This is a genomic window from Spirosoma horti (assembly GCF_054776595.1).
Genome location: NZ_BAAHBQ010000004.1, coordinates 250681 through 263746 on the forward strand (window position 1 = coordinate 250681; position 13066 = coordinate 263746).

General features: G+C 40.8%; 13 protein-coding genes. 4 read left to right on the forward strand and 9 right to left on the reverse strand.

All coding sequences use genetic code 11. From position 1 onward, the window contains the following. Positions 1–20: 20 nt before the first annotated feature. The 5 genes from ACYVAM_RS12610 to ACYVAM_RS12630 all read right to left on the reverse strand — a co-directional run bounded on the left by ACYVAM_RS12610 (position 21) and on the right by ACYVAM_RS12630 (position 6692). Positions 21–1400, reverse strand: a complete 1380-nt coding sequence (locus ACYVAM_RS12610; protein WP_461067457.1) for a sugar transferase — start codon at positions 1398–1400, stop codon at positions 21–23. 194 nt (positions 1401–1594) lie between these two features. Continuing rightward, positions 1595–3124, reverse strand: a complete 1530-nt coding sequence (locus tag ACYVAM_RS12615; RefSeq protein WP_461067459.1) for a capsule assembly Wzi family protein — start codon at positions 3122–3124, stop codon at positions 1595–1597. A gap of 54 nt (positions 3125–3178) precedes the next feature. Then, positions 3179–4327: a glycosyltransferase gene (locus ACYVAM_RS12620; protein ID WP_461067461.1), complete on the reverse strand. Its 1149-nt coding sequence runs from the start codon at positions 4325–4327 to the stop codon at positions 3179–3181. An 87-nt stretch (positions 4328–4414) separates the two neighbouring features. Next, a complete protein-coding gene (locus tag ACYVAM_RS12625; protein ID WP_461067463.1) occupies positions 4415–4939 on the reverse strand; it encodes a T9SS type A sorting domain-containing protein in 525 nt (174 codons plus the stop codon). A 1-nt stretch (position 4940) separates the two neighbouring features. Then, positions 4941–6692 carry a beta strand repeat-containing protein gene (locus ACYVAM_RS12630; protein ID WP_461067465.1) on the reverse strand — a complete coding sequence of 584 codons (1752 nt, stop codon included), beginning with the start codon at positions 6690–6692 and terminating at the stop codon, positions 4941–4943. A gap of 482 nt (positions 6693–7174) precedes the next feature. Here ACYVAM_RS12630 and ACYVAM_RS12635 point away from each other — a divergent pair, with 482 nt between their 5' ends. Beyond that, on the forward strand, positions 7175–8935 hold the full coding sequence (locus ACYVAM_RS12635; RefSeq protein ID WP_461067467.1) for a glycosyl hydrolase family 28-related protein: 1761 nt from the start codon (positions 7175–7177) through the stop codon (positions 8933–8935). A 717-nt stretch (positions 8936–9652) separates the two neighbouring features. Beyond that, complete coding sequence (locus tag ACYVAM_RS12640) at positions 9653–10810, forward strand: acyltransferase family protein (protein ID WP_461067469.1); 1158 nt, start codon at positions 9653–9655, stop codon at positions 10808–10810. A gap of 294 nt (positions 10811–11104) precedes the next feature. Here ACYVAM_RS12640 and ACYVAM_RS12645 read toward each other — a convergent pair whose 3' ends face one another. From ACYVAM_RS12645 to ACYVAM_RS12660, 4 genes are all read right to left on the reverse strand, one after another. Continuing rightward, complete coding sequence (locus tag ACYVAM_RS12645; RefSeq protein WP_461067471.1) at positions 11105–11311, reverse strand: hypothetical protein; 207 nt, start codon at positions 11309–11311, stop codon at positions 11105–11107. Between the two features lie 37 nt (positions 11312–11348). Beyond that, a complete protein-coding gene (locus tag ACYVAM_RS12650) occupies positions 11349–11486 on the reverse strand; it encodes a transposase (RefSeq protein ID WP_461067473.1) in 138 nt (45 codons plus the stop codon). Between the two features lie 42 nt (positions 11487–11528). Beyond that, positions 11529–11789, reverse strand: coding sequence for a hypothetical protein (locus tag ACYVAM_RS12655; protein WP_461067475.1), 261 nt, complete (start codon positions 11787–11789; stop codon positions 11529–11531). Positions 11790–11893: 104 nt separating this feature from the next. Continuing rightward, the gene (locus ACYVAM_RS12660) at positions 11894–12139 is read right to left on the reverse strand and encodes an IS110 family transposase (protein ID WP_461067477.1); all 246 of its coding nucleotides are present in this window, start codon (positions 12137–12139) and stop codon (positions 11894–11896) included. Between the two features lie 198 nt (positions 12140–12337). Here ACYVAM_RS12660 and ACYVAM_RS12665 point away from each other — a divergent pair, with 198 nt between their 5' ends. Next, entirely contained in the window at positions 12338–12532 is a 195-nt protein-coding gene (locus ACYVAM_RS12665) for an IS1-like element transposase (protein WP_461067479.1), read from the forward strand. A gap of 327 nt (positions 12533–12859) precedes the next feature. Beyond that, positions 12860–13054 (forward strand): IS1 family transposase, encoded by a 195-nt coding sequence (locus ACYVAM_RS12670; protein WP_461068317.1) that lies wholly within the window; start codon positions 12860–12862, stop codon positions 13052–13054. The last annotated feature ends 12 nt before the right edge of the window (positions 13055–13066 follow it).

A 13066-nucleotide genomic window follows, 5' to 3' on the forward strand; every position in this document is an offset into this window, starting at 1 on the left:
AATTGATCAGACAAGAGCAATTACTTGCCACGGCCCTGCGCCATTACCCGCAATGTTTGGGCAATAATCCACATATCAAATAAGAATGACCGACGTTTTGGATAGAGCAGATCGTACCGCAGCCGTTGAACCATTTCATCAATATTCGAGGCATACCCGTATTTAATCTGGCCAATGGATGTAATGCCAGGCTTGACCTTTAACAAAGAGCGATATTCTGGAGCAATTTCAACAATCTGATCAATAAAATGTTGTCTTTCCGGCCGAGGCCCTACAACGGACATATCCCCAATCAGCACATTATAAAATTGAGGCACTTCGTCAAGGCGGGTGCTACGCATGAATCGGCCCCAGGGTGTAATTCGGCTATCGAGTAAGCCACCAGAAAGTACCGGGCCCGATTTCTCCGAATCGACATACATACTTCGAAATTTGTATATCTTAAACGGCTTACCTCCCCTCCCAATACGCTCCTGTGCATAAAAAACCGGGCCTGATGAGGTACATTTCGTTATAGCAGCCAGAGCAAGGAACAAGGGCATTCCCAGACCAAGGGCCGCCACAGAAAATAACAGATCGAACGAGCGTTTGAGCGTATTGACCTGAAAATCAGCCAACATCTGTGATGATAGACTCAGCACAGGCAAAAAATCATGGTATTCTACCGAAGCTCCACGAGCTAAAAATCCTCTAAAATCAACCAATAGCTTTACTTGATAATCCGCAGCTTCAGCATTCTCAACAATGACCTTCAAATATCTATTATCAATGTACGGCATGCAACAATATACGCAATCTATCTTATGTTGCTTGATGTAGGCAGAAAGATCATCATAGCTCCCTTTGAGCAAGCCAACATTTTCGCTGGAAGGCTGATCAAAATAGCCGTGGAAACGAAACCCCATTTCAGGATGGGCATTGTAGAAATTTTGAATGGAGACGGCCAACTTACCGTATCCGACAATTACATATCGTCTATTATTGTACCCTCTGGATCTATACTCCCTTAAGAAGACCAGGCTTCCAACACGAAAAGCCATGGCCATGCCTGTAAATAGTATGTACGTATACAGTAAATGTTCTCGGGAATAATAGTACCCTTTTACGGCTACCCAATAGATTGAAATAATAGCTATATGAATAGCCATCAGAATTAATAATTTTCTTATTAAATGGTAGACCTTGAATAGTTGTCGAGGAAACGTGTATGGCTTAATTAGTAAGATCTCTAATAACCAAATCAGATTGAACAGCGCCCAGAAAGCGGCATAGGGCGGCTGCGTAACAGGTTCAACCTGCTGAAATTTAAGCCAATAAGCGCCTACAAAAGCTACATTTAAGCTCAGGAAATCAACGATTACATGAAGCGGAAAAAATAATATAGAATAGCGATGCCTCATTCCTCCAAAATTTACTGATCAACCGTTTTAAAGATGTGTCGTCAAACTATAGTACGCTAAATTAGAGCATACAGTCGATGAGATAATACGAATATTATTATACGGCTTAACGGGTCAGGAAGTAAATTAATCACAAATATAGCTTTAAATAACCAAGTCTGTTAACCGTAAAACAAAGAGGTTACTTATGAGAGCTATTTTCCCCAACTCTTCCGTATGCTTATAAAACTGCCTACTCCATTCTGATAAAGCGAACCTACGTCAGTAGCAACACTTGCCGTTAATTGTACTCCACCTAAAATGTCCAACGGGGCCACAACATTAAAGTAGGTCGAAAACTGATTTTTGGGCACTGTAAAGGGGTTGTTATAAGTCCCCAGATTATGGCTATAAGATAGTTTGACCTGATAGGCCAATGGTCCATTCAATACCCGCCAACGAGTAGGTAAGCTTCCGGCCAGCCCTGCATGGAATACGTAAACACGATTATTTGCCGTAAAAGTCCCATCCGGATATTGATCCTGAGGACCCAGAGCGGGCGGAATAAATGGAGTACCAATCGTATGTTGGCGGTATGCCCAGCCTTCCCTAAACTGCTGATGATTGAAATAATCATCTTTACCCTGCTTGTAAGGATCACCAATAATAAATTCTGGTCCGCCCTGGCTGGTTGTATTTAGGAATTCAAAAAGTATATCCCGAACGACAGCTGTCGGATCATTACGTCTGATGCGTAATCCGTTTAGCCCATCCGCAATGTTGATTAAATAAAATAGCGAGCCATCTTCATATATATTCTGCCGGTAGAAATACAGTGTATGACGCACTAGATCTATTTCAGCGCCTATATCTATACTTCCCAGATGATTACCGACCCGATTGGTAATCTCAAAATTTGTGTAGGCACTTGAGTCTGTACGGCTGAAACGGTCTCCAACAATAACATAGTAGTAATCACGTAAACTTGACGGGAGCTTACCATCGTCAGGCACAAGACCAGTTCCTTTTAATTTATCGGTATGCCCTCCCCAAACGACCTGATGATTGAAACCGCCATATAAGCGAACGACATCTTTTTCCCGGCCAAACCGCAGGTAAAGCGACTTCTGATGAAGCATGGTATTCGACACAAACCCGTTGGCATCTAAATAGCCATGGGAAAAGGTCCCTTGAACCGCCAGCCAACCTTTTGTGAAGCCTATTGGTGTAAAAACAGGGATCGACAATTGAATTTTAGGCACCGGCATGGCATTACCAGACCAGGCATAGGAGCCTGTAGACAATGTAGAATCGGCTAACCCGAACTTTTCGCGCCGTCGGCCAATGTAAAGCTCCCAAATACCACGGCGAACTTTTACATAGGCTTCAGGCAACAGTATATTTCTTTCGTAAGCCAACTCATTCCGATTTGCATTCGCGACTACGTTTATGCCATAGCCAAAATCATATTTCGAGGTCTTCCAACGCCCGGTGCTATGTCGGCTGCTATCGTAATCGCTATAAATACCGGCCCGCAAGGTTAGGACAGGAGAACGATTTGGCACGATACCATACTGGTTACTTCGTAGCCAGAACGGCGTTTCTGTAGAGGAGGACTGATAGGTTCCAACTTCACCAAAGTAGTGAGAAGGCTGGCGGATTGGCTGAGCATTGAGGGTAATCACCAGCCCATTTAGCAAAAGTATTGGCGCATAATAGGTATACAGCTTCGATAATATATACATCAATTAATTGTCATGATAGGGGATAAAGCAATTCACAAATGTAGCGATCCTGTATTATTTAATAGTTGATGACTTTGTTTTACGATGCTGAGCAAATTTATCGGCAACGAATACTCTGATCTGATCAATGAATTTAGACTCGTCAAAAGATTCAGCATGTGATCGGATAAAGGAGGGATCAAAACGATGCTCTATGGTTTCAAATTGTTTGACAGCATTCGTTAAATCTTCGACTGTTTGATTGCTGAAGAATAGGGCGGTTGCTCGTGAGGGTTCATCCATAACCGGAATTTGGGTCGCCAATACGCCACCCGTACCATATGCGATTACAGGCCTTCCAGCGGCATTAGCCTCCAGGGGTGTAATGCCATAGTCCTCATGCTGGGGAAATATAAAGGCCCGGCAATTTGCATATACATCAGCTAATTCTTTAGCGGACAACCCGCTCATGAACTTCACATTACTCTTGGCTGCCGCCTTAATTTCATCTTCCTGCAGACCTTTTCCAACAACGACTAAAGGATAGCCGAGCTGGTTGAATGCTTCAATTACTAAATCGACTTTCTTGTAATATTCTAATCTTGATACAACTAAGAAATATTTTTTCCGCTCCTTAGAATTGTAAAAATTTTGCACATTAACAGGGGGATAAAGCACTTCAACTGGCTTATCCAATTGATAAGACGTACGGGCACGTTCGGCAGTTTCTTTAGTATTCGCTAAATAATAGTCTGGTCTTTGTGCTGCTTTGTAATCAATTGAACGCATGCGTTTAATGACATAATCAAAAATAATTCGTTTGATCCCTTTTGCGTTAACGTACTGAGCATATGAAGAGGGATCCCAAGCTAATCTAAAAGGAGTATGACAGTAATTGATGACTAACGCTGACGGGCTTATTTTTACGTATTTAGCGCAATGCGTTGACGAGATTAAAACTACATCAAACTCCGTTAAATCATGTGATTGCATTGCCCATATACCAAGAGGAAAGAAAAGTCCCTTCATTATATTATCAGTCTTAGCTATATACTGTAACCAAGAAGTTCTTATATCACACTCTTTAAATTCAGCAAACGTTAGATCTGGCTGATAACATTGTGTGTAGACGGGAGCATCTGGAAATGCCTTATGGAAACACAGAGCAACCTGTTCACCGCCCGCCCGACACATGAGCCCATCCTGCACTAAAGCAATCTTCATAAACGAATAATAGTATGACAAACGCTTACAAAAGTAGGCAATACAATCTGGAAAAGACAAAAGCCTGTTTCCACAGGCTTTTGTCTTTTATTTTTTTACTACTCGGCTGCTTACTTGCTGTCGCCCAGTCTTTAATACAGGTATATAAATGCCAGACGAATGAGCATCAGCCCTCCACTCAAATTGGTGCTTTCCAGCAGGTAGTTGGCTGTTCTCTAGCAAATGCTCAACAATTTGCCCCTTTTCATTGACCACAAACAAGTTGATTACTCCAGTTTCGGGTAGATCAAAACTAATCGTTGTGGATTTATCAAATGGATTTGGGAAAGCCACCAATCGTAGGCTCGCGCCATGCACCTCCTGCACATGGGCAGTGAACACGGAGCCCTGCTTAGCTTGAAAGCCAGGAAGAAGTTCTACAGTATGCCCCGCCCGGTATTCAACGGTAGTTCTGGCTAGTACGGTATTAACAGCCGCTATTTTTTCGGTAGCCTGCTCAACATAAGCTCTGTTTGGCGTGTAAGTAAGCTGAATATACTGTTGCTTATGTATCTCCTGAGCTGTGGCCTTAACCATTAATAAACATCCGACAATACTCAATATAATGCGCATGTTACTTATGGTTTAGACGTTGTAACGAATTGATACGCTTTTCCATGCGTACACTCTGGCGCTTTAGCGCGTCGTTCTCCTTTTTCAGCTGAATCATGTAAAGCGTAAGCTCTTCGACCTTTTCCAGCAACTTGGCTTCCATGGCGCCGACGTCAACTCCTTCTTTCACAACCTCTTCTGCAGAAGGCAGGCCAGGGAGGTGCTGATTTTTATTGATATACTTTTCAACCGTTGACAAGCTTTTCAGCTTGTAACTACGTTCGAATACTTTATCCGACCAGTCGTCAGTCGTTTTGATAGCTACCTTAACTTTCTCCGTTAAAACGCCATCGGAAACATACAGCCGATAACCAGCAGGTGTTTGTTGAATGCCATCACCAATGATAACACCGCCTTCATTTATATTTTTAATATTATTTCCTTCTATTTTCCATTGGCTTCCATCTGCATCTGCAGCTATCCGAGCACCGCTTCCGCTCGTACTACCAAGTACGACATCGCCCTGGGCGTTTACAGTTAAGAATTTAGTTTGGTTTACTAAGCTTGTGGAAGTTGCGCTCGTTAAATTAGTAAGCCGTAGACCGCTCACGCCAGACGTCGATGAAGTAATTTCAAGCTTTGCTTTAGGAGCAGTGTTACCAATACCAACGTTGACGTTGTTGCCAAGTACTATGGCATTACTCACTGTTACTTGAGCATTAGATCCTATAGCAGCTGCATTAGAAAGGCTTGAGGGTCCAGTATTAGCGCCATTTCCTAGTATCAAATTATTCGAACCGGTTAGGTTACCTAGTCCTGCCGATCCCCCTAAAAAGACATTGTTAATACCTATAGTATTATTAGCGCCAGCATTTGTACCAATAAAAGTATTACCCCCTCCCCCTGTATTACTTATACCAGCCGTATTACCTAAAAATGTATTTCCAATACCACTTACATTGTAGTAACCGGCTTGAGTACCTAAAAACAGATTACTGCTCCCTGATTGGTTACTGACACCCGATTGAGTTCCTATAAATACATTGGCCGAGCCATTTATATTGTTAACGCCTGAGTTAGAGCCTATAAAAGTATTGTTGTTACCACTTGTATTAACTATACCTGTTCCAACCCCTAAAAATGTGTTACCTACCCCAACGTTATTCGCAGCACCCGTCAAGAAGCCGATGAATAAATTAGATTGTCCTGTTGTATTGCTATAACCGGCCCTAGTACCTATAAAAGTGTTTTGATAGCCACTCGTATTTTGATTACCTGTTAGATAACCAATGAACGTATTACTTGATGCAGTTTCATTAGACCTCCCCGAGAAGGTGCCCAGAAATGTATTTTCAGCTCCTGTAGTATTTGACTGACCAGCTTGAGCACCTATAAAGGTATTTCCAGCCCCAGTTGAATTTGCAGACCCAGTGAGTGAGCCAATAAATACGTTCAGATTACCTGTTGTATTACCTCCACCTGCATCTGCACCTAAGAAAGTGTTGTCTGCACCAGCAGAATTTGAATAGCCAGCACCAGCACCATAGAAGGAATTATTGTTGCCAGCATCATTAAAATATCCAGAACGATATCCTGTAAATACATTGTTATAACCTGTAGCATTTGTATATCCAGCACCAGAACCTGAAAACGTATTATTATTACCTGTTGTGTTATTAAAGCCCGTGCTGTAACCAAAAAAGGAATTATTTTGGCCAGAAGAGTTTCTATTTCCGGCTGATGCACCTAAAAACACATTTTGAGTTCCAGCCATGTTAGCCGTACCCGTCCCACGTCCTATAAACAGGTTACTCGACCCGCTCATATTAAGGTTTCCAGCCCCGATACCTACTAGTGTATTGTCGGAGCCGGGTGTGATAGACGACGGTGTCGTCGAAACATAATTGGTTTGTGAGTAAGCTTTCGCCATTATCATTACCAACAAAACAGTTACTTGTAATATTATTTTCATAATTTTAATAAACAAAGCTCGTTTACTCTTTCGAAGCAATAATTATACCATTAAACTTTGAACAAATTAAAAGCATGCTTTTGCCTATGTAGAAATAGCTTAAATACCATGGATAGCCTTGAAATTCTACGGATATTGCGTTCGACGACTCTTCTTTTATAGCAATTACCAACTAATATATGCTGTTCATTGACATCCCAATACATAAAGAACCAATTTCATTACTATTAAATACAGAGATTAATTCATGCTTTCATAAAACAAGCCTTAACGAGGATAATTACTTGAAAGACAACAATTTAGTAAAAGCACCGCTAGTAGAAAGCGAATGCTATCTGTACATATTAAATAGAAAAAATGAACCGGGCAAAACGTACAGTATACACAAAAGGATAAACAATACACAAAAAGGGGTCAACGTAAGGGATTATGGAGCAAAGGGCAATGGCTTAGTTGATGATACAAAAGCTTTTCAGAACGCTATTAACTATGCAAGCAGTTCTGGAATAAAGGCAGTTACAGTTCCAAAAGGAAATTATAAAATCACAAGCACAATCATTATAAAAAGTGGGGTGACGTTACAAGGAGGGCCTAAAATTCCATTTAAAGCGAACTTTGGAATAGATTTTGCTCTAGTTTCAGTAGATCCTCCTAAGGATAAAATAACTTCTCCCGCCTTTAAATTAGAAATGGGGTCGGCAATAAAAGGATTCGCTTTTTATTGGCCTCGTCAGTCTAAAAATAATTTTACGCCACTGAAATACGGCTGGGCAATAACAACATCCGAAAAACCATCTGGAGCAGATAACATACAAATTGAGGACATAATGCTCACCAACTGTTATAATGGCATTAATGTCGATTATGGAGGTCAATTAAATGTTAGAAATATATTTGGACAAACGTTTAATATTGGCATCCGCTTCGATAGGCTATTTGATGCAAGTAGATTAGAAAACGTACATTTCTGGGATTTCTGGGCAACTGCGGGTACTAAAGCGAAAGAATATACTCAATACAATGGAGAAGCTGTAGTAATTGGAAAAGTAGATGGGTTACAGGCAACAAATATTTTCGCTTATGGCCATAAAAGTGTTTTACATTTTGTAGATTATGGTAATGGTTCAGCTTGGGGTCAAGTAAACAATATTACTGCTGATGTATGTTTTACTCCTATTTTAATTGATAAGGTTAATATAATACAACTAAGCAATGTTAATGGAACCGTAAATGATAAAAAAAGTGGAAAAAGCTTTGTGGAAACAGGAAGTAGTGTTGGTGGAGAAGTAGGAATAACAAATTTAAATGCCTATTTACCGCAAACTGTAATTAATATTAAATCGAAAAATGGCACATTCAAATTAAACAATATTACTGGTAGGAAAAGGGGAACTGATCAATTTGACGTATTTCAGTATACGATAATAAACCAATCAACGGCAAAAGTATTTATCGACGAGGTCGAGTATAATGAATTTTCAGGTCCTATTCAAATAGGAACTTCTATTAAATTTTCTTCAGATAAAAACATAACAGACTCTATTCAAAACTTTTCGCAACCGAATCTTTGGAGTAATAACTCAGGCCGTGTAATTCCAATTCCAAACGGTAGTAGATTCGACTTAAACGGAAAAATAGAAGTTGTGAGAATACCCGTTCCAAAAACAATTAGTAACAAAGCAGGAATATATATTATTGAATGTGATCTAAAGCTTAATAACGCTGTAAATTTAAATAGTGATGGCCAATTTTATCTACGCTTAACAGATTTCACAATTAATGATATTATATTACCTGGAAGCCCTATCAACGGATTTTTTACAGAAAAGACACATCTAAGTATTCCATTTATCGTCCGAAAACCTGGTTTATATTTTGATTTTGTATATGGGAATAACAGTAATAAAAACGCCTGTAGCATGGATATAACTAATTTAAAAATATACAGTATGGATAATTATAAAATGACTAGGTCACTTATTGATTGGCTACATATGAAACAGCCTAATGCATTGCATTTGCCATTACCACAAGTTTTAAAGTGATATTTTTCTAATTAATACTTTATTAAAACATCATCGATTTAACTTTTTCCCACAAATACTTGCATTTTTTTCATATACAACGAGATATATAAAAAGATAATTATAAAATGCTACACTGAAATTTTCCCGAGATTAAAGATAGAACTCTCTGCGTTGGACAAATGAATTATTGAGGAGGGTATTAGTCCGTAGTAAAGCTTACTCCTTTCTTTTAAAAGAAGTTATAGACTAGTTTAGGGTCTTACTCCAATAGGCTAACTTCTTTGACGCTTTTCATAAGATAGTTACGTCATTAAACACACTATTTTCAAATCACACTTCAAATAACTCCGGACAAACTCCACCGGATTGAGTTACAAGCTATAATCTAGTAAACGCTTTGGCTGGATTCAATTCGACCGAAAAGCTAGTAAGGCTCTGACCTCTTCACTACTATGGGCTTTCAGCCCATCCGGCCATGCCAAATTATCAGTAAATTCCGTTTGCAATAACAAGGCTGCAAAGTTTTCTTAAAATCACACAAAGTCTTCTCCCACATAAGCCTGCATACATAGATACGACCGTTAGACAATATGTCGGCTATCAAGTTATATGCCAGTACACACCTCTATAAAGCCATAGAATTAGTATGAGTATCCATATTTACGGTGAAAGTTGCTTTCTTTACAAATTAATTCCAGGTCACTTACTACTTATCTTGAATAAACTGACATTATAATGCGTTTACTAATTAATCGATCAACTATAGAAGGCCGTGTATTCGGTTTGGACTTACTCAGAGCGCTAGCAATACTTTGTGTGTTACTAGCGCATACACTTAGATTAGTCGGTAATAATTCCATTATTAAAATAGCATCTATTTATGGGGCGGTGATAGGGGTAGAAATTTTTTTTGTACTTAGCGGTTTCCTAATAGGTACTATCTTAATAAAGGTTCATTATGAAGAAAACTTTACACGATTTGAAAGTATTAAAATTTTCTGGATTCGGCGATGGTTTAGAACATTACCCAATTATTACTTAATGCTTATTATATATACACTATTGTATTTTATTCAAACTAAAACTTTCATCTTCTCAAATATAAAAAATATCTTATACATTTTTTTTCTACAAAATCTAACTCCTGCATATCCGCATCTGCCCTTCTTTGACGTCTCTTGGAGTTTAAGTGTAGAAGAGTGGTTTTACGTGCTATTTCCATTATGTCTATTTCTTATACAGTATATAAGTAGTAGCAAGTATTCTTCCTTAATTATAACGCTTACTATCTTTATTTTAGGCTTTTTACTTCTGCGAATTTATATATCGGAAAATTTTAATTGGCCATGGGATGAAGGTTTCAGAAAGGTATTGCTTCTACGCCTTGATAGTATATCTATAGGAGTATTTGCTGCATTTTGTAAATTCTATTATCCAAAAATCTGGAATAAACGAAAAAACATATTAGCCTACATAAGCTTAACTCTTTTAATATTACTTCTTATAGAGTTAAAGTTCGATTTTATTGAAAATTATAATATTGATGCAAATATGCCCAGTGGGCAAGTTAGTCGATTTCTTGAAACCTTCTTCTTTAGCTTTATAAGCTTCACATTAGCTCTGGCACTTCCTTTCTTCTCTACTCTAGAGTGGAAAAATACTATAGGTAAAGGAGTAATAATTACTATTAGTCTAATTTCTTACTCCTTATACCTTCTGCATCCAATAGTTATTGTGATTATGGACTATATTTTCCACACACATCCTTTACTAAATTTCTTTATGATTTGGATAGTAAGCCTTGTAGGCTCTTATATTCAATATAATATATTTGAAAAGAGGGTAACGGCTGTTCGTGATAGATTTAGTGGTAAGAATATATCTAAAATTTAACAATTCAGGAACCGATAATTTCATATAAAATGATGTAGTAAAAACTACGATGGCTAATTAGTGGCTTAACTGCGTTTGTTCAGATATCTTTGTGAATGGTCTTAGAAACGGTCCGCCGTAGCAGCAGCCTCCTGTAAGCATTGTGGGCAAACCCAACATGTCGAACCGCACCGGCGGACCGGCTATGGTACTACCCGTGCAGGCACCCAACGCTATCGATGCTTTGACTGCAACAGAACCACACCGATTTCTATGGTCTATGCAAGGGCTGGTGCATAATTTTTGTCATATTTTTCACCCCGACGCATAACAGCACAAACCCGATGAATCAGCCGCACGGGCGGCCCCGTTGTTACGAACCGCATTGAGCGCTAACATGGTGTGCTTGCCCTCCCGCAATTTACGATGATAATAGTCCTGAAGTTCGCCCTTTACCTGGATGGCCGACATTGTGCTCATATGGATCAGCGATTTCAGCCGTTTGCGGGCTTGATGACTCACTCTTGTCTTGCCTCGGATGCTACTCCCTGAGCGGTACTCAAAAGGAGCAACGCCAGCATGGCAGTCGGACCGCCGATGCGGCTAATTTTTTAGGATCATTAATGGTCTGCATCTCGTTAGTAGTGATCAGCAGTTCAGTCGCAATCACCGGTCCGATTCCCGGCACCGAAACCATCAGGTCAAATAATTCTTTCAGCCGAGTGTCGGCTTCAATAAGTTATTTGATGGCTTGTTCGACGGCCTTCTGTTCCTCTTTAAGGGCCAGCAGTGATTTCTTGACATTACCTTTGAGCGATTTTTGTAGTGAACGATTGATGAAAGTTTCCTGCTCGGCAACGGGTACGGCCAATAAATTATAAGCCTGATTAAGTCGTTTACGGGTAGCGCTCGGAAAGGTTAACTTTTGCATAACCTCGCGTGGCGGCTCCGCTACGGCGGCCCGGCCAAAGGCGCATTTGGTCGCGAAAGCAATAAGCATACTGAGCAATGCGCTGAGCATCCACTTTATCAGTTTTGCCTCGTTGCATGCCACCTGCCTGCTTGATCTGCACGGATGATTACAGCCAAACGGCGAGTTTCAACTCATGGAGTAGCTCCAGCAGATGGGCGTTGTAGATACCGCAGGGCCGCCTGAGCGGTATGCTCTAGGCAGAACACGGCCTGTTTGGGATTCCAGCCAGGTAATGCCTTACATTCGCCTAGGGCAGTCTTGATACCCGCTAACGTGTTGGGAGTGTATGTACTGTACTGCGCACCATGCTGGGTGTAAACTGCCCAATCTAGTGTGTCTTTGGCGATGTTAATGCCGACAAAGTAGCAAAAACCCATACGGCTGTTTAGTTTTAGGTGAGTAGTCAACACCTTGCTTTCACTCGACCGGCAGCGGCCGACCGCCTTTCATTGGCCGCGAACCCTACTTTCTATGGCTCGGGCCACCCCGCCGAGTCTAGGCAGGCAAAACAGGGTAGGGACTAAATCGGTGCTTAGGTCTAGCTCCTTGGCGGCCCGTTAGGTCCCCTACTCTGGTTGACTACTGGTAAGCTACCCAATCTTGGTTTCTTACCAGCCCTTAAACCTAAAGGGCGGCCCGGCTTTGTTCAAACCTACACTCAAAAGGCCGGCGACCCCTTGGTCAAAGAGCAGATCACTCAAATGGTCCTTAACGGAGCAGGCATACGAGATACTGCCGCATCGGCGGTCCGACCGTATCTTAGGTGTTAACCAGAACACTGTCAGCGCTCAGTTAAAAAAAAACGGGGCCGCCCGTGCGGGAGTGAAGTGGTTCATGTTAACCCCTTGTACGTCAATTTTGAGGCTTGAAAATGAGCCTCAAAGTTGACGAGATGTGCCGGGCCGCCGAGCGGTCTTACGTAGGTAAGAAAAAACAGCCCCGCTGGCTGTGATGGGTGGAGGATGCAGTGACAAGCGAGATTATTGCATTTGTCTTTGGCCGCTGTACCAACCAAACGTTTCGCCAGCTACTTAGCCTTATAGAGCAATCTAAAATTAAGCTAATTAGTTGGATAACAGGCTTTTGGTGCCGGGCCGCTGGAGCGAACTTACTTTGATTGCTTAGCTCAAAGCTTGCGCTTAGTTAGTAAAGCAGCACTGCAAGGGTTTGAACGGAAGTATCTTACTCTTCGAACACACTTAAAGCGACTGACCCGCCGAACTATTTGCTTCTCAAAGTCAGTGGCGATCCACGATACGACAATCGGCCTATTCAACGATCAACGCAGTTAAGCCACTACCCAA

What these genes read in the sequence shown, in the direction of transcription:
- ACYVAM_RS12660 (WP_461067477.1), bottom strand. Translation starts at nt 12,139, where the DNA reads ATGGGTTTTTGCTACTTTGTCGGCATTAACATCGCCAAAGACACACTA.
- ACYVAM_RS12655 (WP_461067475.1), bottom strand. Translation starts at nt 11,789, where the DNA reads ATGCTTATTGCTTTCGCGACCAAATGCGCCTTTGGCCGGGCCGCCGTA.
- ACYVAM_RS12650 (WP_461067473.1), bottom strand. Translation starts at nt 11,486, where the DNA reads ATGGTTTCGGTGCCGGGAATCGGACCGGTGATTGCGACTGAACTGCTG.
- ACYVAM_RS12620 (WP_461067461.1), bottom strand. Translation starts at nt 4,327, where the DNA reads ATGAAGATTGCTTTAGTGCAGGATGGGCTCATGTGTCGGGCGGGCGGT.
- ACYVAM_RS12610 (WP_461067457.1), bottom strand. Translation starts at nt 1,400, where the DNA reads ATGAGGCATCGCTATTCTATATTATTTTTTCCGCTTCATGTAATCGTT.
- ACYVAM_RS12625 (WP_461067463.1), bottom strand. Translation starts at nt 4,939, where the DNA reads ATGCGCATTATATTGAGTATTGTCGGATGTTTATTAATGGTTAAGGCC.
- ACYVAM_RS12630 (WP_461067465.1), bottom strand. Translation starts at nt 6,692, where the DNA reads ATGGCTGGAACTCAAAATGTGTTTTTAGGTGCATCAGCCGGAAATAGA.
- ACYVAM_RS12640 (WP_461067469.1), top strand. Translation starts at nt 9,653, where the DNA reads ATGCGTTTACTAATTAATCGATCAACTATAGAAGGCCGTGTATTCGGT.
- ACYVAM_RS12615 (WP_461067459.1), bottom strand. Translation starts at nt 3,124, where the DNA reads ATGTATATATTATCGAAGCTGTATACCTATTATGCGCCAATACTTTTG.